The organism is Brevibacillus ruminantium, from assembly GCF_023746555.1.
Taxonomy (GTDB): Bacteria; Bacillota; Bacilli; order Brevibacillales; family Brevibacillaceae; genus Brevibacillus; species Brevibacillus ruminantium.
This window is the reverse complement of the sequence record NZ_CP098755.1, coordinates 4,602,886-4,623,151: the sequence shown is the minus strand read 5'-3', so window position 1 is coordinate 4,623,151 and position 20,266 is coordinate 4,602,886. Positions and strand designations below refer to the sequence as shown.

The 20,266-nt window shown below is 54.9% G+C and carries 14 protein-coding genes; 12 read left to right on the top strand and 2 right to left on the bottom strand.

Annotated elements, in window-relative coordinates; genetic code table 11:
- The first annotated feature begins 9 nt into the window (after window positions 1–9).
- The 7 genes from addB to NDK47_RS22740 all read left to right on the top strand — a co-directional run bounded on the left by addB (window position 10) and on the right by NDK47_RS22740 (window position 11,949).
- The gene (gene addB, locus NDK47_RS22770) at window positions 10–3,552 is read left to right on the top strand and encodes a helicase-exonuclease AddAB subunit AddB (protein WP_251872024.1); all 3,543 of its coding nucleotides are present in this window, start codon (window positions 10–12) and stop codon (window positions 3,550–3,552) included.
- Complete coding sequence (gene addA / locus NDK47_RS22765; RefSeq protein ID WP_251872023.1) at window positions 3,506–7,384, top strand: helicase-exonuclease AddAB subunit AddA; 3,879 nt, start codon at window positions 3,506–3,508, stop codon at window positions 7,382–7,384. Before addB ends, addA begins: the two co-directional genes overlap by 47 nt.
- Before the next feature lie 123 nt (window positions 7,385–7,507).
- Entirely contained in the window at window positions 7,508–8,989 is a 1,482-nt protein-coding gene (locus tag NDK47_RS22760; RefSeq protein WP_251872022.1) for a YcdB/YcdC domain-containing protein, read from the top strand.
- Between the two features lie 76 nt (window positions 8,990–9,065).
- The gene (locus NDK47_RS22755; RefSeq protein ID WP_251872021.1) at window positions 9,066–9,602 is read left to right on the top strand and encodes an RNA polymerase sigma factor; all 537 of its coding nucleotides are present in this window, start codon (window positions 9,066–9,068) and stop codon (window positions 9,600–9,602) included.
- Entirely contained in the window at window positions 9,586–11,175 is a 1,590-nt protein-coding gene (locus NDK47_RS22750) for a YcdB/YcdC domain-containing protein (RefSeq protein WP_251872020.1), read from the top strand. The genes NDK47_RS22755 and NDK47_RS22750 overlap by 17 nt, the downstream gene beginning before the upstream one ends.
- Window positions 11,176–11,360: 185 nt before the next feature.
- Window positions 11,361–11,786, top strand: a complete 426-nt coding sequence (locus NDK47_RS22745; protein WP_251872019.1) for a PH domain-containing protein — start codon at window positions 11,361–11,363, stop codon at window positions 11,784–11,786.
- A 10-nt stretch (window positions 11,787–11,796) separates the two neighbouring features.
- Window positions 11,797–11,949, top strand: coding sequence for a hypothetical protein (locus NDK47_RS22740; protein WP_251872018.1), 153 nt, complete (start codon window positions 11,797–11,799; stop codon window positions 11,947–11,949).
- Window positions 11,950–12,148: 199 nt separating this feature from the next.
- Here the strand turns inward: NDK47_RS22740 and NDK47_RS22735 are convergent, their stop codons facing one another.
- Both NDK47_RS22735 and NDK47_RS22730 read right to left on the bottom strand, forming a co-directional pair.
- On the bottom strand, window positions 12,149–12,829 hold the full coding sequence (locus NDK47_RS22735) for an MBL fold metallo-hydrolase (protein WP_251872017.1): 681 nt from the start codon (window positions 12,827–12,829) through the stop codon (window positions 12,149–12,151).
- On the bottom strand, window positions 12,826–13,467 hold the full coding sequence (locus NDK47_RS22730) for a TetR/AcrR family transcriptional regulator (RefSeq protein ID WP_251872016.1): 642 nt from the start codon (window positions 13,465–13,467) through the stop codon (window positions 12,826–12,828). Before NDK47_RS22730 ends, NDK47_RS22735 begins: the two co-directional genes overlap by 4 nt.
- Before the next feature lie 577 nt (window positions 13,468–14,044).
- Here NDK47_RS22730 and eutH point away from each other — a divergent pair.
- The 5 genes from eutH to NDK47_RS22705 all read left to right on the top strand — a co-directional run bounded on the left by eutH (window position 14,045) and on the right by NDK47_RS22705 (window position 20,224).
- Window positions 14,045–15,307 (top strand): ethanolamine utilization protein EutH, encoded by a 1,263-nt coding sequence (gene eutH / locus NDK47_RS22725; protein ID WP_251872015.1) that lies wholly within the window; start codon window positions 14,045–14,047, stop codon window positions 15,305–15,307.
- A gap of 187 nt (window positions 15,308–15,494) precedes the next feature.
- Complete coding sequence (locus NDK47_RS22720) at window positions 15,495–15,818, top strand: thioredoxin family protein (protein WP_251872014.1); 324 nt, start codon at window positions 15,495–15,497, stop codon at window positions 15,816–15,818.
- Between the two features lie 39 nt (window positions 15,819–15,857).
- Entirely contained in the window at window positions 15,858–17,306 is a 1,449-nt protein-coding gene (locus NDK47_RS22715; protein WP_251872013.1) for a nicotinate phosphoribosyltransferase, read from the top strand.
- A 348-nt stretch (window positions 17,307–17,654) separates the two neighbouring features.
- Window positions 17,655–18,890 carry a cytosine permease gene (codB, locus tag NDK47_RS22710; RefSeq protein WP_251872012.1) on the top strand — a complete coding sequence of 412 codons (1,236 nt, stop codon included), beginning with the start codon at window positions 17,655–17,657 and terminating at the stop codon, window positions 18,888–18,890.
- A gap of 68 nt (window positions 18,891–18,958) precedes the next feature.
- Window positions 18,959–20,224, top strand: coding sequence for a cytosine deaminase (locus NDK47_RS22705; RefSeq protein ID WP_251872011.1), 1,266 nt, complete (start codon window positions 18,959–18,961; stop codon window positions 20,222–20,224).
- The last annotated feature ends 42 nt before the right edge of the window (window positions 20,225–20,266 follow it).

Sequence of the window (20,266 nt, the reverse complement as noted above, 5' to 3'; positions counted from 1 at the left end):
GAGGGACGCATGACGGTACAATTTGTCTTGGGCCGTGCAGGGACCGGCAAGACACAAACCATCTTGAATCAGATAAAGTCTCGGCTGACACAGTCTGCACTGGGATCGCCGATGATTCTGCTGGTTCCCGAGCAGGCCAGCTTTCAGGCGGAGTATACGCTGGCAACGATTCCCGGTCTCGGCGGCGTGATCGGCACCCAGGTGCTCAGCTTCGGGCGGCTGGCCCATCGGCTGCTGCAGGAGATGGGGGATCTCACGCTTGTACCGGTCGACGAGTTGGGAAAACAGATGGTGCTGCGTCTGATGCTGGAGCGCTACCGGGAAGAATTGCAGGTCTTCAAGCGTGCCGCCTCGCAGCCGGGCTTTACGGCACAGTTGGGCCGCTTGATCAGCGAGTGCAAGTCCTACGGGGTTAGCTTTACCCATACCGAAAATGTCGATTGGGGCAGCGGGACGCTGAATCAGAAAATCCATGACCTCAGATTGATCATGAACGCGTACGAGGCGCATCTGGCTCAGGGATACTGGGATGCCGACGACATCCTGAACCGGATCGCCGTAATGGTCAAGGATTCTGCCTACATCGCGCAGGCTGAAGTGTATATCGACGGTTTCAGCGGCTTTACCAACCAGGAGCTGCGCGTCATCGAACAGTTGATGATCCATGCCAAACAGGTGACGATTGCGCTCTGCCTCGATCCGGCTGAACGGAATGATTCGCCCGATGAACTGGGACTGTTTCACCCCACACTTCGTACCTATCAGAACCTGGAGAAAATGGCAAAGGAGGCGGGCGTCGAGGTACGGTTGCCGATCCTGTTGACGGAAGGGCGCCGCTTTGCAAGCAGTCCGTGGCTTCGCCAGCTGGAGCAGCAGTATTTTGCCTGGGGTGATCCGGGAATGCCGCCCGCTTCCGGTAGAACGGATGAAGTCAGTCTGCTGTCGGCTGCAAACAGGCGGGCCGAGGTGGAGGCTGTCGCTCTGCAAATCCTTGAGCTGGCCCGCAAGGAAGGGTATCGCTGGGGGGAAATGGCGATTCTTCTGCGCGAGCTGGGTACCTATGCGGACGAGCTGTCCACTGTCTTTACCGATTACGGCATCCCTTTTTTCCTCGACCAGAAGCGCAGTGTGATGCATCATCCCTTGATGGAGCTGATCCGTTCTGCGCTGGAAGTTGTCGTGGGAAAATGGCGCTACGAAGCGGTGTTTCGCTGTCTGAAGACGGATTTGATTACACCCGTGGAACGGGACGAGCAGAGCGGGGAATCGGAGAGAGGCCTGCTGAAAAGAGTCCGGCGGGACATCGATTTGCTGGAAAATTACGTGCTGGCTCATGGCGTTTTTGGCTCCTATTGGATGGACGACAAGCCCTGGCGCTTTGGCGGGGAGCAGAAAGCGGCTGAGGATCAGGCGATAGACGTGATGCGGAAAATCTATTCAGCGCCGCTGCTACAGCTCCAGCTGGAACTGAGTCAGGCCGAGAGCAAGGATGTGCGGTCATTGACCACGGCTCTTTACCGCTTCCTCGTCCATCTCGACGTGCCCGGCAAACTGGAGAAATGGCAGCAGAAGGCGGAGGGCTCCGGTGAGCTGGAGGATGCCCAGATGCACGGCCAGGTCTGGAACGGGCTGATGAAGCTCTTTGATCAGATCGTGGAAGTGATGGGCGAAGAACAGATGGATCTCACTACATTTGCCGGTGTATTGGACAGCGGTTTGGAAAGCATCGAGCTGGGACTGGTTCCGCCAGCGCTGGATCAGGTGCTGGTCGGCTCGATGGAACGCTCTCGCCAGCCGGATGTGCGAGCACTCTTTCTGCTGGGGGTAAACGAGGGCGTTATCCCTTTGCGGCCGAAAGAAGACGGGGTGCTGGATGAAGCCGAGCGGGAAAGGCTGGCCGAGCTGGGGCTGGAGCTGGCGCCGACAGCCAAGCAGAGGCTGATGGCCGAGCCGTTTCTGCTGTACCAGGCGATGAGCAGGCCATCAGAGCGGCTGTATCTGAGCTGCGCCCTCGCCGATGAGGAAGGAAAAGCGCTTTTGCCTTCTTCCGTCTTTACCCGTGTGAGGGAGGTGCTGCCGGATGCCTCGTACCGGTTTTTCTACAATGAGCCGAGCGGAAATGCCGAGGAGGATCTCTTTTTGCTGGGAACGCCCCGTCGCGTCTTTCGCCATCTGCTCACCCTGGTGCGGGAGATGAAACAGAGCGGGAATCTGCCCGTTTTCTGGTGGGAGGTGTACGACTGGTTTCTCCGTCATTCCCCATCCAGCGGCAGGGAAGCGTGGCTGCTGTCCGGCCTTCGCTACACCAACCGTCCGTCGCTGCTGGACAAGAATACCAGCCAGGCGCTCTACGGGACAGAGCTGAAGATGAGTGTCTCCCGACTGGAGCGGTTCCAGACCTGCCCGTTTTCCCATTTTTCCTCGCATGGACTGCGCCTGAAGGAACGACAGCTGTACAAGCTGGAGCGCTTTGACGTCGGCGAGCTGTTTCACGCCTCCCTGAAGCGGGCCGTGGAAAAGATGAATGAGGACAACCTGGAGTGGGGACGGCTGACAGAAGAAAACAGCATGCAGCTCGCTCGTGATGTAGTGGACGAGCTAGTCCCTGCGACACGCAGCAGCATTCTCACCCGGACCGCCCGCTACCGTTATCTGGCGGGGAAATTAAAACGAGCCGTTGGCAGGGCCATCTATGTATTGGGCGAACACGCCAAACGTAGCCGCTTCGCTCCGGTCGGGCTGGAAATTGCCTTTGGTCCGGGAGGCGAACTGCCGGGGCTGGACCTGCGTTTGACCAACGGAGTTCACGTGCAGCTTATCGGCCGGATTGACCGCGTCGATCAATCACTGGATGGCGAGGTGCCTTATCTGCGGGTGATCGACTATAAATCAAGTCCCAAACAGCTTGTCCTCTCGGATGTCTTCAACGGTCTGAATCTGCAACTGCTGGTTTACCTGGACGTGGTGGTGACCCATGCAGAGGAATGGCTGGGCAAAAAGGCCGAAATGGCGGGTGTCTTTTACTACCAGGTAGCCGATCCGTTTGTCACGGCCAAACGGCTGCTGAGCAGTGAGGAAGCAGCCAAGGAGCGGGCCAAGAAGCTGCGGATGAAAGGCTTGATGCTGGCCGACCCGGAACTGGCGCGGATGATGGACGCCCAAGTGGAGCAAGGGGCTTCCGAGCTGTTGCCGTTTGAACTGAAAAAGGACGGCAGCCTGTCGTCCCGATCCTCCGTGGCAACGGCTGATCAGTTTCAGGCACTGCAAGGGTTTGTCCGCGACACGGTAAAGGAACTGAGTACCCGGATGACAGATGGGGACATCCAGATTTCGCCCTATGTAAGCGGAACGTTGACCGCATGCGAGCGCTGCGCTTATCAGGCTGTCTGCCAATTCGATCCGGAGGGAGATGCCAATTCGCTGCGGCAGCTTCCGAAATGGAACAGCAAAGAGGTTTGGGGAAAAATTGAAAATGGGAGCTGCCAAACGGGAGGAGGGATGAGTGATGGCGGAGCAAGCACAGCAACCACAACAAGCGCAGAACAAGCCTGAGCAATGGACGGACGAGCAATGGCAGGCCATCACCGGCAGAGGCAGTAATCTGCTGGTGGCTGCGGCTGCAGGCTCGGGGAAAACATCTGTGCTGGTCGAGCGGATTATCCGACGAATTATGGATGAAAGCGATCCTGTCGGAGTCGATCAGCTCCTGGTCGTCACGTTCACCAATGCAGCGGCGGCGGAAATGCGTCACCGGATCAGTGATGCCCTGCGCAAGGCGCTCAAAGACAAGCCGCACTCCGCCCATTTGCGCAGACAGCTGGCATTGCTGCAGCGCGCTTCGATTACCACAATCCACTCCTTTTGTCTGGGGCTTTTGCGACAATACTACTACCTCGTAGAGCTGGACCCTGATTTTCGCATCGCCGATCAGATGGAAGGGGAACTGCTCCGTCAGGACATTTTGGAGGAACTGCTGGAAGAGTGGTACGAGCGGGACCCCGGCTTTCAGCAATTAGCTGATCTGATGCTGGACGGGCAGGATGATCAGGTGCTGGTCAATCTGTTGCTGCGTCTCTACGAGTTTGCCCGCAGCAATCCCGACCCGCATCAGTGGTTGAAGGAAGCGGCAAACATGTTCGCAACGGCAGCAGACGCCAGCATCGATCATTTGACCTGGACGCGCAGTATTTTGAAATCGCTGGAGCTGGAGCTGCAGGGACTGGCAGGAAAAGGGAAACGGGCCATCATGCTCGCCTCTTCTCCAGAGGGCCCGGCCGCTTATCAGCCCTTGCTGGAAGCGGAGACAGCCGGAATTGTCCGAGCTGCAGAGGCGTGCCGCGAGGGGTGGGAAGCCGTGGAGCAAGCCCTGCGCAGCGTTGCTTTTGCCCGTTTGCCAGCGGTCAAGGATACTGACCCGGCGCTCAAAGAACAGGTGCAGGCGCTGCGCAATGAAATCAAGAAAACACTGGGCGATTTGATCGAGCAACATTTCTCCACCCCTGCTGACCAGTATTTGGCGGATTTGCGCAATCTGGCCCCGGCGATGGAGACACTGGCCCGTTTGGTGAGCGAATTTGACGCCGCCTTCAGCCAGCAAAAGCGGGCGCGCTCACTGGTCGATTTCGGCGATTTGGAGCATCTGGCCCTCAGATTGCTTGCCAGCGATGAGGCAGCCGAGTCTGCCCAGAAGCGGCCGTCGGCAATCGCGCTACAGCTGCGGGAACAGTATGTGGAAGTGCTGGTCGACGAGTATCAGGATATCAACCTGGTGCAGGAGACGATCCTGCGGATGGTATCGCGGGAACCGGACACGCATGAGACAGCCAACCGTTTTATGGTCGGAGACGTGAAGCAGAGCATTTACCGGTTCCGGCTGGCGGAGCCCAATCTGTTTTTGGATAAATATTTGCATTATGATACAGGCGCTGAGCAGGAGGCCGGTCATGATGGACGGAGGGCTTCGGCGCCGGGAAGACGGATTGATCTGGCGGCCAACTTCCGCAGCCGGCGGGAGGTGGTGGACGCCGTCAACTTCCTGTTCCGGCAGATCATGTCCCCGGGTGTGGGGGAAATCGACTACGACCGGTCGGCAGAATTGATTTGCCGGGCGTCCTACCCGGAGGTGGAACCGGGAAGGCTGCAGGTGGAGCTGCATCTGATTGACCGCTATCTGCCGGAAGAGTCCGACGAGAACGCAGGCGCAGGCGCAAGCGCAAGTGCCCCACCCGCAAATGGAGAGACTACACCAGACGAAGGAATTCCGGCGGAAGAGGCAGATACACTGGAGGAAGCCAGCGCGGCGCAGATGGAAGCGCGATTGATCGCCGGACGCATTCGCCGCTGGATGGAGCCGGGAGCAGGGGAAGCGCCGCTACTGGTCTTTGATAAAAAGGCGGGAGGCCTGCGTCCGCTCGCCTATCGCGATATCGTGATCCTGCTTCGTGCCACCTCGGCATGGGGCGAGGTGATGATGGAGGAGCTGCGGGCAGCCGGAATTCCGGTGTATGCCGAGCAAAATGCCGGCTATTTCAGTGCGACAGAGGTAGAGGTGATGCTCTCCCTGCTCAGGGTGATCGACAATCCCTACCAGGATATCCCGCTCGCTGCCGTGCTTCGGTCGCCGATCGTCAATCTGACGGAGCCACAGCTTGCTCAAATTCGCATCTGTTACCCGGCCATTCCCTTTTTCCAGGCGGTCCATCAGTACGCAGCCGAGCAAACCGGGGAAGCAGACTGGGAAAAAAGGCTGCGCCGTTTCTTCTCTCGCCTGGAAGAGTGGCGTACCAGGGCAAGACGAGATTCGCTGGCCGAGCTGATTGCTGCTCTTTACCGCGAAACAGGCTATCTCGACTACGTGGCTGCTCTTTCGGGCGGCCAGCAGCGGCAGGCCAATCTCCGCATCCTCTACGACCGGGCGCGACAGTATGAAGCGGGTTCGTACAGAGGGCTGTTTCGTTTTCTGCGTTTTGTGGACAGACTGCGCGAAGCGGGCAATGATTTGGGAGAAGCCCGCACGATTGGTGAGAACGAAGATGTCGTGCGGATCATGACGATTCACAAGAGCAAAGGGCTGGAATTCCCCGTCGTCTTTGTCGCGGGGATGGGAAAGCAGTTCAATACGATGGATTTGAAGAGCCAGTTTCTGCTGCATAAGGACCTTGGCTTTGGACCGATGGCGGTAGAGCCGAGCTTGCAGGTCCGCTACCCCAGCCTGGCTGCCATGGGCATTCGCCAGCAGCTCCGGCGGGAGATGCTCGCCGAGGAGATGCGGGTGTTGTACGTCGCGCTGACCCGGGCCAGAGAAAAGCTGGTGCTGGTCGGGACGGCCAAGGATGTAAGTAAAAGCATCATCTCGTGGGGCAGGCAGGGAGACGGAGAAAGGCTGCTGGACGAAGACCTGATCCAGGCCAAAGGCTATCTCGATTGGGTCGGAAGAGCGCTGCTCCGCCATCCGCTTGCCGGTCCGCTCCGCGCTTATCCGCGAGAGCGGGGAAGCGGCGATGAAGTAAGCGTGAGGACCGTTTTGGATGATTCTCTCTGGTCGTTTGCCTTTCACCGGGCGGACGAGCTGGCCAAAGAAGCGGAGGAGCTGGCAGGCGAGCAGTCTGCCTGGGAGCGGATCACGCGCCGCGAGCCGGTTCCCGAGCGGCCCTTTGATGAGCAGATCGCCGGGCTGATCGAAAGCCGTCTAAGCTGGAGCTATCCGCATCAGGCCGCTTCACAGATTATGACCAAATGGACGGTCAGTGAGCTTAAACGAAGAGAGCAGGCTGTGTCCAGAGGGTATCCTTTGCATCTGCCGACCATCGTGGAGAAGCCGCGCTTTTTGCTGGAGGAAGGGCCGCAAACCCTCTCGGCTGCCGAGCGAGGCACGGTGACCCACCTGATCATGCAAAGCCTTGACCTCAAGCGCCCGCTGGACGAACAGGATATCCGCGAGCAATTGTCTTCGCTTCTGGCCTGCCGTTTTCTCACCGAGGAGCAGGCGCAGGCTGTCGAGATCGGGCAAATCGTTCACTTTTTCGCATCGCCGCTGGGCGAGCGGATGAAACGGGCGGGTGTCGTCCATCGGGAATTGCCCTTTACCCTGGCTCTCCCTGCTTCGGCGGTGGAGCCGGAGCTGGAACACGCGGACGGCGCGCAAATCATCGTCCAAGGGGTGATCGATTGCCTGCTGGAGGAAGAGGGAGATCGGTTGACACTGCTTGATTTCAAAACGGACAGGGTGGCCGCCGAGCAAACCGAGTGGGTAACCACAGAAATGACAAATCGCTATGGAGAGCAAATGCGGCTCTACAGGCAAGCAGTTGAGCAGATCGTCGGAAAAAAGGTGTCCGAAAGCTATTTATACCTGCTTGCTGGCGGTTATGCCCTTGCCTTTTGAGGATGAAATCCGGTTTTCTCAGGAAAGCCGGATCTTTTTTTTGTCTGGATTGTAACAAAACCCCTCCTTCATCCGAATATTGGTTCAGAAGCAAAAATGAAGGAAAAAGAGGAGGACTCAAACATGAAACGTTACAAAAGCGCAGCAAAAACATATACCATTCTGGCCGTGCTGGCCGGCATGACAGTCGCCGCCCCGCTGCAGGCGATGGCAAAGCAAGCCCAGCCGGCAGCCAGTCAGCCGATCAAGGTGGCAGCGCTGACGAAGCATACCGAGAAGGTGGTGGAGGAGGCCCGAAAAATGCTTCCTTACCTCTCCCAATTCCCGCACCAGAGCATTGAGCCTGGAGAGGATGGACGTTTTGTGATCCAACTGCAGCAAGCAAAAGACGTGGAATATCCCCGCATCAGCCTGTTCGTAGACGGCAGCACAGGGGAATGGACCGGTTTTCGCCGCAACAATGGAGGAACGACGCCCTTCTCCACTTATCCGCTGAACCAGGCAAAAGAGAAGGCTGCCGCTTTTATGAAGACGTGGTACGGAAACGATATGGGAGGCTATCAATTCAACCCAAGCATGACCACTTCCGCTGACACCATCGTTTTCTCCCGGGTGGTCAACGGCATCCCTTTTCAAAATGACAGCACCTCGATTCTAGTAGACAACAGCGGGGAAGTGATCGGCAAAACAGGCGGCCTTTCCAAGGGGCGCCCGCAGGACAACTATGTATTTCCAAAACCGGAGGATGCTCTGTCAAAGGAACAGGTGGCAAAAGAGCTTTCCCGTTACCTGCAACTGCAGTATGAGCTGAAGGAGGATGGGCCGCTTTTGCGCTACGCGTTTGCCTTTTCCGGCGAGCTGGATGCTCTGACAGGTCAAGATGCAGCAGGAGGCGAATACCGCCAAATCATCAAGGTGCAGCCCAAGGGACAGACCCCGCTGATCCGAAATGCCGCTGAAGCCGCGTCGTTCCTTGCAAAACAGGGGATCAAGACTGAGGGGGCGAGCTTGAAAGAGGAATCGCTGGCAAAGGCGAACCGAAAAAACTATGAATGGTGGAAAGACGAGGACCTGATCGCGATCATCGGGGTGAATACGACGGACAACCGCTTGCTTAACTTCGAGGAGTACCCGAGAATGCAAGAAGGGAAGAGTTCGGAAAGAAAGATAACCCCGGAGCAAGTACCTGCGCTTGCGATCAAGGAGCTGGAAACCTATCTCCCGCAGAACGAAAAGGAGATCATACTGCTGGAAACTCCGCGTTATGAGAAGAACGGCAACAGCTATCAGGCTGAGTTTGCTCTCGTGCGTGAGGGAATTCCGGTGCGAGAGTGGCGCAACGTCATCGTCGTGAATGCTGAGTCTGGAAAGATTATCAAAGTATCGCTCAGCAACCCGGAACCGAAAAGCTTCCCGCAGGCCAATCAGGCAATCAAGCCGGAGCAAGCCGCAGCCAGCTATGTGGAGCAGTTCCCGCTGACGCTCGTCTATGAGCTAAAGAATGCAACGGACAAAGAAGCAAAGCTGGTGTACAAGGGGATCGATACGATTCGCGGGCAGAGAATTGATGCGGTCACAGGAAAAATTTTGGATTGGAAAGAGTAATTGCGGCGATGGTTGGCATGCAGGGCAAAAGGAAGTCACCTCTGCCGCTATACCAAAACGATAAGGAGGGGGAGTGGTGACAGAGGATCTCGAACAGCGAATCCGGGACATTTACCAGACGTATTACGAGGACGTTTATTCGTTTCTCTATTATTTCACTGGCCGGCGGGAGGACGCTGAAGATATGACGCAGGAGGTATTTACACGTCTCCTGAAAGCATTGCCCCGCTATGACGGGCGTGTGTCCATGAGAACATGGCTGTTTTCGATTGCCCGCTATGCAGCGATTGATCAGTACCGGAAACAGAAGTTGTTCAGCCTGTTCTCCAAAAATGAACTGGAGGACATGAAGTCATGCGAGGGGTTGCCCGAACAGTCGCTGGAGAGCAAAGAAGAGATGCGGATGGTAAATGAAGCCCTGCAAAAGCTAAAGCCCCACTATCGCATGGTGGTGATCCTGCGCGGAGTGAGGGAGCATTCCATCAAAGAGACCGCAGAGCTGCTGAACATCACAGAAGCCAAGGTCAGGGTCGACTACCACAGGGCTTTGAAAATGCTGCAAAAATCCCTAGGCGATGAGAAAGGAGGGGTGTTTGGTGAGTTTGCCAGATGAAGAGAAAATTGAGCAGTACCTCCGGCGCTATCGGACAACGGTGCCGGTCCCGCGGACAGAATGGGTCCGAGTGGGAGAAGAACAGCTCGCCAGACAAGCGAGGAAAGTGGCGAGAATCGAGCGGGTCAGAAAAGTGACGGCCTATTCTGTTTGCACAGCGTCAGCCATATTGCTGAGCGTGTGGATACAGGGCGGAACTTTGCAGATACAGACAGGGGAGGACACAGTCACGACGGCCGAGCGTCCACACATTGCCGCGACGATTCCGCAACCTGAGGGGCTCAGCACCATCCCTGTTCAAGAGGTGTCATCCGGTTCCGGTCAGCCGGGAGAAGGCCAGCTTCCGAAAGAAGGCATAGCCCCGGGCGAAAATCCGCTTTTTCCGAAATCAGGAAAAGGAATTGGGAAGGAGCACCCCAATCCTGCCGGGGTCGTAGCAGCCGCAGAGGGAACAAAGCAGGGAAACCAAAATGTGATGGTCGAGCAAGCAGAGCAATACTTGCGGGAAAAGCTGGGGGAAGACAGCAAAGAATACCGTTTTAACCCGGCTCGCTCACGGCTGGGGGAGGGAATTGTCGCCTTCAGCCAAATCCTGCATGGGATTTCTCTGGACGAGAGCAGCCTGATTGTCACGGTAGACAAAGCAAATCAGCCTGTTGGGCTGGAGCTACACCCGCTCGGGGCAAGCGAACCGCAAACTCCCCCTCTCACCTCCTCGAAGCAGGCGTTGATCAATCCGGCTGACGCGGCCCAAAAGCTGGCAGATTCGCTGCGTCTGGTTTATGTGGCCGGAGAGAAAAATGCCTTGCGATATCAGCCCTTGCAGGTGGACGCGGTAGATGCTCGCACGGGAGCTTTGAACGCCAATCCTGCGGTAGAAACCCACGCTGTCGAGCCAAAGGGAAAGAGGCTGTATGCAGGAGATGCACAGGGGGCTGCACTCCTCCTGCGAGAGGAGTTTGGCCTGGAAATGCAAGCCGGACTCAAACCGTTTATCCTCATCAACGGCGCCAACAAGGAATACGTCTGGGAGTGGGACGGAGGGCATACGGCGAGAATTTTGCTGGATGGAGAGGGGAATCTCCTTTCGTTTACGCGCAAACTGTCTGCCGCATCAGTCTCGAAAGGGCATGTAATGGGGGAAGAAGAGGCGAAGCGCATCGCTGTCAGTCACCTCTCCCGGTATTTGCCTGCTGGGATCGAACAGTTGGCGTCCGTCACAGTTTCGCAGGATCAGCAGCAGACGCTTTTCCGGTTTTATCGCTTGCATCAGGGGATTCCGGTAGTGAATCACGTGTACGATGTAACGGTAGACACAAACCGGGGGATCGTTACAGGATTGGCAGGTCCCTTTGGAAAAAGCATGCCTCAGTTGCCAAAGGCCGAGGGTATCCTGTCACTGGATGAAGCGAAAAAGGCTTTTGCCGCGCACGTTCAGCTGGAGCCTGTCTACCGCACAGGGAAGCAAGAGGAGCAGTCGGACACAGGCATGCAGCTGGTCTATCCGTATCCGCAGCAAAATGAAAAACCGCTTTCCATTGATGCCAAAAGCGGGGCGTTGATCTATCCCTGAAGAAGCTTCCCCTTCAAGCCGGTGAAAAACACCGGCTTTTTTCATTTGATTCTTCAGGATTACACTTTCAAATAGTTTGCAGTCAATATATGTAAGATGTGTATGTTATTATATAAAGTAGGATGTGTGCCGATCTTTCGGTTGCACTCGGTAGAGAGAAGACCATAAAGGGAGTGGAGAAAAACGTGATCTATCGTTCAAAAATCGATGCGTGGCTGGCGGCTGTCGTAGTAGGAACAATGCTGCCGATGTGTGGACTCGGGCTTTGGTTGATGTTCCTGGGGGGAGGTCGGAGTATCGGGGAAAGAATCGTACCCGCTATCCTGTTAGTGGCGCTCTCCCTCTTCTTTCTGTGGATGTTTTTCTCTACTCGCTATCTTCTTGCCGAGCGAGAATTGATTATCCACTATGGCCCTTTCAAAAAAATCGTTCCCCTTGCCAGCATTAAAGCGGTTCGAAAAACCTCCAGTTTGCTTTCCAGCCCGGCATTATCGTTGAAGCGCTTGGAGATTTCCTACGGCGTAGGCGAGATGGTGCTGATCTCACCGAAAGATCGGGATGAATTCATGGAAATCTTGCAGCAAAAAAGTCAACGAAATTTGATAGAATAGAAGAATCCAGATGGTTTACAGGCGCGAGGAGATTCTCGTCGCCGATCTGGATCTGACGGAAATCGTAAAAAGTCGCCTCGATTTTGACGTAAATGGTCATTACGCCCGGCCGGACGTGTTTCAGGTGGAAGTGAACCGGAGGGAAAAAAAGAATGTGAACTGAGAGGTGAAGTAGTGGTCCGGGGCCGCTGCTTCTCTTTTTCATGAATGAGAAACCCCATTTATCTCCGTTATTCAAACGGAAAGTCTTTGGAAAAGGGGCCGTTGTGAGAAGAAGCATGTTTCCCTGCTCAGCTCCGGGCTCCACAGTCGCACCGCAGGGAAACGTGTTTCTTCACGAAGCCGGAGCTTTTTTGATCTCATCAAGCCAAAACCGCCGGCCCAAACTTCTCCAGATAATCCTCCAGCTGTTCAGCCGGATTCATGACCGGCCCACCGTGACAAACCTCGAGTCGCTGCGGCCGCAGCGTCTCGATAATGCTGCCGCTGCGCACAGCTTCCTCCATATCGGCCGTAAACATGGGCATGGGCCGGTGAAGCTTGCCTTTTTTGGAGGTGAACAAGTCGCCTGCAAGCAGCACTTGATCCTGCTCATGGTAATACACGACGTGTCCGGGTGAGTGACCTGGTGTCAGGTACGGCTGCAAGCCAGCTACTTTGGCTAATTGTTCATGCTCGTTTTCCGGGAGCGCTTTTGCCAATCCGGGCGCCACATTGTGCTCGAGCTTTTTGCGGCGGGGATACAAGAGCTGTCCCTCCATGTAGGGGATTTCGATACGGTGGGCGAGCACAGGCACCCCGCGACGGGCCAGCAGCGCGGCCAGCGCACCCGTATGGTCGGAGTGGCCATGTGTCAGGAGAATCTGTTTGAGCGGGCCGCGTCCCAGTTGCGTGATTGCCTTCTCTATTCCTTTTGCCATGAACGACATCCCCGCGTCTACCAGCGTGATCCCGTCTTCATCTGCCACCAGCCAAACCCGCAGCGGGATCAACATCCACGTGCGAAGAGACCAGATATGCTCAGAAATTTGTTCTACTTTCATTTGCCCACATTCCCTTCATTTGCAAGTTGTTTACAGCCGGCCAGCGCGACCTGCAAAGCCAGATCAAACGTCGAACCCAATCGTTCCTGCAACTGCTCGTAAGGCTCCTCGGATTGGGCGTACGTCCCGATGATCCCGTGCAGGGTAAAGAAATAGACCCGTGCAAAAGCCCACTTCCGTTCTTCCGGCTGGTGGAGCGGCAGAATGGCACTGACGGCTTCCTTCAGAAGTGCAAACAATTGATTGCGCCGCTGCTGAATCTCCAGGGCGGGCTCTTGTTCGTCCACGCGGGAAGATTTCACCATGAAAAAGAGAGCGTACATGCTGCGGTTTGTCAAACAAAATTGCAGGAAGGTCTGACTGATTGCAAGCAGTCTTTCTTCCGGCGAAAGCAAAGGGTCTTGCAAATGCTTTTCCATCGCGTCCAGCAGAGTTTGGAGCGGCTCCATGGAAAGCTGATGAAGCAAAGCCTCTTTATCCTTAAAATAGATATAGATCGTGGTATGGGAGCAACCGGCTTCCTTGGCGATTTCCCGCATCGTGACAGCATCGTAGCCGCGCTCTGCAAAAAGCTGACCAGCCGCTTGCAAAATCGATTGCTTGGTCTCTTCTGAGCGCTGTTCCTGTTTTCTGGCCATGTGTGAGAACGTTCCTTTCACCGTGTTTTCATTTTTATAACCATTGGTTATTAACCGGTGGTTATAAAATAACCGATGGTTACGAACTCTGTCAATAGTGAAATGGCAGATTCCGGCACAACGAGAACGGGAAATCGAATGTTGACAACGTTAACCTGCACTCATATAATTGGATTACAATGGGTCAAAAAGCAAAGGTGCTTTCCCTTCTATTTTCAGACTTTACGGACAAGTGAAAAAACAATTGTTTTTTTCTTTTTTTGAACAGAATTTGTAAGCGGTTGCACGTCAGTCAAGCGAACATCCCTTTCACAAGTACATACGAAAAGCAAAGGCGCTTATGTGATCTGATATCAGATTGCTAGGTGCCTTTTTTATTCGATTATCGCCAAAGAAACCATGGCAGGAGGAGTTCAGATGAGGGAGAGAGGACGAGGGCGGCAAGCGAATCCGCGAGGCTTGCCGACGGTTGCCCCGGACAGCAGAGGAAGCCCCAGGGGATAGCTGTTGTCACGAGGCTGCGAGCTTTCATGACTTCATGGAGAATCGAATGCGACAGAAAAGGTGGGATTGATACATGGATCAAATCGGTAGTTACGTCATTTACTTCATCATGATCTGTGCGGTAATTGGTGCGATCGCGGCGATCCGCAACAGTGATGAAGGATTGGGCAAGGAGTTTATGGAAGGTATTCATTCCACCGGATATATCTTTGTTCCGGCTGCAGGTATCATGGCTTCTATTCCTTATATCTCCTGGTTTATTGACAAAGTATGCGGGCCGATCTTCAACAAAATTGGCGCAGACCCGGCGCTTGCGGCCACCGCGATTCTGGCAAGCGACATGGGCGGATATCAGCTGGCCAATGTTCTGAAAAGCTCTTACGAGGGCTGGATCATGGCCATGATTGTCGGGTTCATGGCGGGAGCGACCATCGTTTTCTCGATCCCGATGGGGCTGGCCATGCTGGACAAACGGGATCACAAATACATGGCACTTGGCGTCATGTCCGGGATTTTGACCGTCCCGATCGGGGCATTCATCACCAGTGCGATACTGGTCATGACCAACACCAAGGTGCGTGAGGTAATCTCGACGGATGCAGAATCGACTTATGCGTTTGCCATTGGCTATGGAAAAATCCTGATCAACCTCTCGCCGATTCTGGTGTTTGTCGTGGCGATTGCGCTCGGGCTGCGCTTCCTGCCGGACTTCATGATTCGGGCGTTTATGATTTTCGGCAAGACGATGGATGCCGGGATCAAACTCGTTCTCGTCTTTTCCATCGTCGAGTATTTTACGGGCGTCTTTTCTGCCATCTTCGGGTCTTGGGGCTTCGATCCGATCATCGCCGATCCGTCAGACCAATTCCGGGCGCTGGAAACAGCGGGGTACATCGGCATCATGCTCGCCGGAGCTTTCCCGATGGTTTACCTGCTGCGCAAATATGCGGCCAAGCCGCTGCAGGCGATGGGGAACCGGATGGGACTCAGTTCAACAGGAAGTGCCGGCTTGCTGGCGACGGTAGCCAATATTCTGGCCATGTTTCGACTGGTTCGCTCCATGCCGCCTAAAGACAAGGTCATTAATATCGCCTTTGGTGTTTGTTCCGCGTTTTTGCTGGGGGATCACCTCTCCTTCTCGGCCAATTTTCAGCCGACGATAATTTTGCCGCTGATTATCGGGAAGCTGGGCGCTGGTGTGATTGCGATCGGTTTGGCTTACTGGCTCTCTGTGCCAAAAGCGCTCGAGCTGGAAAAAATGGATCGGGAAGCGGGAGTGATCGGTCCCGACGAATACTTGCCGGGGCATCAGGAGGTAGCCGCGGCCAAAGAATAGCGGCCAAAATACCAACAACCCAACACGAGACCCCTGTACAGATGGGAACCGGGCGTGCAGCCATGCTCGGTTCCTTTTCCTTTTTCCATGGAAAGTGTTCGCCAACAGGAAATGGAGTCGCGTTGGATAGCTGTAATTTGGTACCATAGGATTAACCCATCCAAACATGCAAAGGAACGAAAGTGGTATGAACATCTGCGAAAATCTGGAAGAAGTACAAGCGTTGATTCGAGCCAAAGGAATCGTGCTCGTTTTTATCAAAACCAGTCAATGCGGTGTGTGTGACGCCGTTCTGGCCAAGACGGAGGAACTGCTGTCCCGTTACCCAGAGGTAGCAGGCTGTCTGGTCTCGATGGAAAAGACGCCGGTCATCGCTTCGGAATTTCTGGTCTTTACAGCACCGACCTTGCTTTTGTTCGCAGATGGCAGGGAAGTACATCGCCAGTCCCGATTCGTCGAGTTCGCCAAGTGGGAGAAGCTGCTCCACGCGTGGACGGACTCTTTGGCATAGGGATGTTTGCGCGTGAATCATAACAGGAGGCGAAGCATTTTGCTTTCACCAGGCCTAGCTCTTCATACAGACAAGTATCAGATCAATATGATGTACGCACATTGGGTGCAGGGAACGCATAACCGCAAAGCAGTGTTTGAAGCGTTTTTCCGCAAGCTCCCCTTTGGCAACGGGTACGCTGTTTTTGCCGGATTGGAGCGGATCGTCAAGTACGTGGAGGATCTTCGCTTTGAGGATAGCGATCTGGAATATTTGCGGGAACAGGAAGAAAATTACGATCCCGCCTTTCTCGAAGAACTGCGGAATTTTCGGTTCACCGGTACGCTTTATTCAGTTCGGGAAGGCTCGCTTGTCTTTCCCGGTGAGCCGCTAGTTCGCGTAGAAAGCCGTATTTTTGAGGCGCAGTTGATCGAGACGGCTCTGCTCAATTTCATGAACTACCAAACGTTGATTGCGACCAAGGCCTCCCGAATTCGTCAGGTGGCAAAAGGCGATTTGCTGATGGAATTTGGCATCCGCCGGGCACAGGAGGCGGACGCAGCGCTCTGGGGGACGCGTGCTGTCTATCTGGCCGGATTTGACTCCACTTCCAATATGCTGGCCGGAAAGCTGTTTGGCATCCCGACGGCGGGGACTCACGCGCACTCCTGGGTGCAGTCTCATGAAAATGAGGAGGAAGCTTTTCGGCGCTACGCACAGGCCTTGCCTGATCAGGTGACTTTGCTTGTCGATACCTACGATACGCTGGGAAGCGGCGTGCCCCATGCGATCAACATCGGACTGGAGATGAAGCGGCAGGGGAAAAGCATGAAGGCTGTGCGTCTGGACAGCGGTGACATCGCGTATCTGTCCATTAAAACGAGAGAAATGCTCGACCAGGCTGGACTCTCCGAAGTAAAGATCGTGGCCTCCAATGACCTCGACGAGCATACGATCCAGAGTTTGAAGGTACAGGGCGCCCGGGTGGACTCCTGGGGTGTCGGAACCCAACTGATCACGGCAGCCGACCAGCCCACTTTGGGCGGCGTGTACAAACTGGTGGCCCGAGAAGGGGGAGACGGCGCGTATATTCCCACGATCAAAATTTCGGCCAACCCGGAAAAGGTCACGATCCCCGGACCCAAGAACATTTACCGCCTGATCGACACGAATACGGGCAAGGCGATTGCCGACTACCTCTGCTATCCGGAGGAAACGGATATTGGGGAAAAGGCGGCCATCAAGCTGTTTCACCCCAATCATCCTTACATCAGCCGGCAGGTGGAAAAGTACGAGGCCGAATCTTTGCTAATCCCCGTATTTCAAGACGGGAAACGCGTCTACGATCTGCCGGATTTGACCGAGATTCGCCAGTATCATCAAAAGCAGCTGCGAATGTTTTGGCCGGAATACCTGCGCATGCACAATCCGGAGCATTACTGGGTACATCTGAGCGAGCAGGTCTGGGAGACGCGGGCCAATCTGATGAAGCGTTATACTGACAAATAAACGCGGCAGCACGGCATAGCAGAAAATTTGTCCGCATACACATAGAGACAACCGGTGAAAACTACATTTTTTACGGAAAAAGCCAGGTTTCCTGCGAGAGCGTCCCTTTTTACTTGTTGACAGATGGACATGAATCGCTGATAATTCCCTATAACTAGATACGGTACCTTTAATTCAGTCCCGTGAGGCTGACAAGGTAAGTCGGAAATCCGCTACTGACAGGCTGGAGTCTCTTTGTATGTGTCCAATCTGTCATTCACGGGTGAAAAAGGCCTCTTGTCAGGAAACTGGCAGGAGGCTTTTTTATTCAGGTGCCGGTCGAAAAGTTGACAACAGGGGTGGTAACGGATGAGTACATCTGCACAAGACAAGGAGTATTCACTGGAAGCAGTGCCAAGGTCGGAGCGAAGCAGTTTTTGGCACATTCTCGTCGTGATGCTCGGATTTACGTTTTTTTCGGCAAGCATGTGGTCTGGCGGTCAGCTCGGCACCGGTCTTACCTTTCTGCAATTTGTTCTGGCTGTACTCGCGGGCAATTTGATTCTGGGCGCCTATACCGGAGCCCTGGCGTATATGGCGGCGGATACGGGGCTATCTACGCATCTTTTGGCCCGCTTCGCCTTTGGAGAAAAAGGCTCTTACCTCGCCTCGTTTATGCTGGCCATGACACAAATCGGCTGGTTTGGCGTGGGGGTCGCGATGTTTGCCTTGCCGGTCAACAAAGTGACGGGGATTGATACCACGCTGTTAATCGTTATCTTTGGCATCCTGATGACGGCGACTGTCTACTTTGGCATCAAGGCATTGGCGATCCTCAGCTTTATCGCCTGTCCGTCTATCGCCATCCTGGGAACAATTTCGGTGACGGATGCGGCCAACTCTGTGGGCGGGCTGCAGGGACTGCTGCAATACCAACCGACGCAGGCCATCTCGATGGCGACAGCGCTGACCATCTGTGTGGGCTCCTTTATTAGCGGTGGGACACTGACGCCGGACTTTACCCGCTTTGCCAACTCCAAGCGAAATGGTGTGATTGCCACGGTAATCGCCTTTTTTATCGGCAATTCCCTGATGTTTTTCTTCGGGGCGATCGGAGCGATTGCCACAGGGGAGGCGGACGTTTCCGAAGTGATGTTCCTGCAGGGGATGATTCTTCCCGCCATCGTCATTCTCGGTTTAAACATCTGGACGACCAATGACAACGCGCTCTATGCGTCTGGCCTCGGTTTGTCCAACATCACCAAGGTGACGATCAAAAAAGTGGTGATCTTCAACGGGGTGGTCGGAACAGCCCTGGCATGGTGGCTGTACAATAACTTCGTCGACTTTCTCACCTTCCTGGGCTCTACGCTGCCTCCGATCGGGGCGATCATTTTAGCCGACTTTTTCATCGTGAATCGGGAGAAATACAAAGACTTCAAACAGGCGAAGTTCGTCAGTGTCAACGTGACGGCGATTGTCGCGTGGGTAGCCGGTGTGCTGCTGGCCACGTTTGCGCCGGGAATCCCGCCGCTGAATGCGATCATCGGCTCGGCCCTGGTCTACGTCGTAATCACTTTGGTCGGAAAAAAGGGAAGACAGTAGCTTTTTCCAAAAAGAGATACAATGAAAACAGGACAAGGAATCAAACATATACGAAGAGGTGAACGACTATGCTGATCATCAATGCAAAACTGCGGGGCCGGGATGGTTTGTGGCAAATCGCCATCCACGACGGCAAAATTACAAAAATCGCACCGGAGATTACCGATGCGTCAGGAGAAGTGCTAGATGTGGGCGGGGCGCTTGTGCTGCCCCCATTCGTGGAGCCGCATATCCATCTGGATACGACCCTGACGGCCGGAGAGCCGCACTGGAATGTGAGCGGGACGCTGTTTGAAGGGATACAGCGCTGGGCGGAGCGCAAGCAAACCCTGACCCGGGAAGACGTCAAAGAAAGAGCCAAAACAGCGCTGAAATGGCAGATTGCCCAGGGCATCCAGCATGTGCGTACGCATGTGGACGTGACCGACCCGAATCTGACCGCGCTGCACGCGATGCTGGAAGTAAAGGAAGAGATGGCACCTTTCGTCGATGTACAACTGGTCGCCTTCCCGCAGGAGGGGATCCTCTCCTACGCCAATGGAGCTGAGCTTTTGGAGGAATCGCTTCGCCTCGGCGCAGATGTGGTCGGGGGGATTCCGCACTACGAATTTACCCGTGAATACGGCGTCGAATCGATGCGGATTGCGTTTGCCTTGGCTGAAAAATACGATCGTCTTGTGGATATTCACTGTGACGAGATTGACGATGAGCAGTCCCGTTTTGTGGAAGTGGTTGCCGCCGAGGCGCTTCGTCTGGGAATCGGGGAAAAGGTGACGGCTTCTCATACGACCGCCATGCATTCCTACAATGATGCCTACGCATCGAAGCTGTTCCGCCTGCTGAAGCTGTCCGGCATCCATTTTGTCGCCAACCCGCTGGTAAATATCCACCTGCAGGGGCGTTTTGACAGCTATCCCAAACGTCGCGGGATTACGCGTGTGAAGGAAATGGTGCAGGAAGGCATCAACGTCTGCTTCGGACATGACGACATTTTCGATCCGTGGTATCCGCTCGGGACCGGCAATATGCTGCAGGTGCTGTTCATGGGCATTCACGCCTGCCAGCTGATGGGCTATGAGCAGATCGTCAACTCGATAGACCTGATTACGGAAAATAGCGCAAAAACGCTGCATCTCGGTGACCAATACGGAATCGAGGAAGGCCGACCGGCCAACCTGATCGTCCTCAATGCACGGGATGAATACGATGCCATCCGTCGGCAGGTTTCCGTTCGCTATTCCATTCGTCACGGGAAAATCATCGCTGAGACAGAGCCGACACAGCCCGTTCTGCGGCTGGGCGAGCAGCAAGAGGCTGTTACGTTTCAGAAGTAAGCGAGCGGCAGCAGGATCACAGCTATGATCACGACGATAAAG

Excerpts from the sequence above, each read along its gene's own strand:
- addB (WP_251872024.1), top strand. The coding sequence starts at position 10 with ATGACGGTACAATTTGTCTTGGGCCGTGCAGGGACCGGCAAGACACAA.
- addA (WP_251872023.1), top strand. The coding sequence starts at position 3,506 with ATGGCGGAGCAAGCACAGCAACCACAACAAGCGCAGAACAAGCCTGAG.
- NDK47_RS22760 (WP_251872022.1), top strand. The coding sequence starts at position 7,508 with ATGAAACGTTACAAAAGCGCAGCAAAAACATATACCATTCTGGCCGTG.
- NDK47_RS22740 (WP_251872018.1), top strand. The coding sequence starts at position 11,797 with ATGGTTTACAGGCGCGAGGAGATTCTCGTCGCCGATCTGGATCTGACG.
- NDK47_RS22735 (WP_251872017.1), bottom strand. The coding sequence starts at position 12,829 with ATGAAAGTAGAACAAATTTCTGAGCATATCTGGTCTCTTCGCACGTGG.
- NDK47_RS22730 (WP_251872016.1), bottom strand. The coding sequence starts at position 13,467 with ATGGCCAGAAAACAGGAACAGCGCTCAGAAGAGACCAAGCAATCGATT.
- eutH (WP_251872015.1), top strand. The coding sequence starts at position 14,045 with ATGGATCAAATCGGTAGTTACGTCATTTACTTCATCATGATCTGTGCG.
- NDK47_RS22720 (WP_251872014.1), top strand. The coding sequence starts at position 15,495 with ATGAACATCTGCGAAAATCTGGAAGAAGTACAAGCGTTGATTCGAGCC.
- codB (WP_251872012.1), top strand. The coding sequence starts at position 17,655 with ATGAGTACATCTGCACAAGACAAGGAGTATTCACTGGAAGCAGTGCCA.
- NDK47_RS22705 (WP_251872011.1), top strand. The coding sequence starts at position 18,959 with ATGCTGATCATCAATGCAAAACTGCGGGGCCGGGATGGTTTGTGGCAA.